Consider the following 928-nt stretch of genomic DNA (forward strand, 5'->3'; position numbering starts at 1 on the left):
AACAAATTGTTTATAAGGATATTTCGGATCAAATGATGCTAAAGCTAAACGAACAAGACGCCAAACAATTGCAGTCGCTACTCAATAAAGCGCTTGGAAATTAATTCAAAAATTCATTTATTTAACTATTTAGTTAGCTTTGCTAACTATTGGTGAGAATCATGCAAAACTCCATTTATAAACAATTTTGGAAATATACCATTCCAACTGTCGCAGCCATGTTGGTCAATGGGCTGTACCAAGTCGTCGACGGTATTTTTATTGGCCGTTACGTCGGCGCTGACGGATTGGCGGGCATCAATGTCGCTTGGCCAGTGATTGGTAGCATTCTGGGAATAGGGATGATGGTTGGTGTGGGAACGGGAGCCCTGACTTCCATCAAGCAAGGAGAGCAATATCAACAAGGTGCGAAACGGGTCTTAACCACAGGCTTGCTATTTTTGTTGGCCCTGATGCCTATTGTCGCAACGATTCTGTTTTTCTTTGCTGATGACTTTATTCGTTGGCAAGGCGCTCAGGGGCGAGTGTACGAGTTAGGCTTGCAATATCTCCAGATACTAATCGTCGCGTGTATTTTTTCACTTGGCTCTATTGCGGTTCCATTCTTGCTACGTAACGACAACAGCCCTAACTTAGCCACAATTTTGATGGTGATAGGTGCAATCATTAATATTGTGTTGGACTATGTTTTCATTGCTTGGATGAACTGGGAGCTAACAGGAGCGGCTATTGCGACCGCATTGGCACAGATGGTTGTCACCGTGCTAGGTGTGGGCTACTTCTTCTCTTCTAAAGCGAAGTTACGTCTGACATTTAGAGAGTTGAAAGTGCAATTGGATGCTATTCCTAAAATTGTGCTTATCGGGACATCCAGCTTTTTTATGTACGCTTATGGATCTACGATGGTAGCTCTGCACAACGCGTTATT

General features: G+C 43.1%; 1 pseudogene. It reads left to right on the forward strand.

Features of this window, described 5'->3' with window-relative positions:
* Positions 1–161: 161 nt before the first annotated feature.
* Positions 162–928, forward strand: a pseudogene (gene vmrA / locus R7Z50_RS25450) (sodium-coupled multidrug efflux MATE transporter VmrA); the annotation flags it as partial.

It is taken from the genome of Vibrio sp. 1249-1 (genome assembly GCF_033340495.1).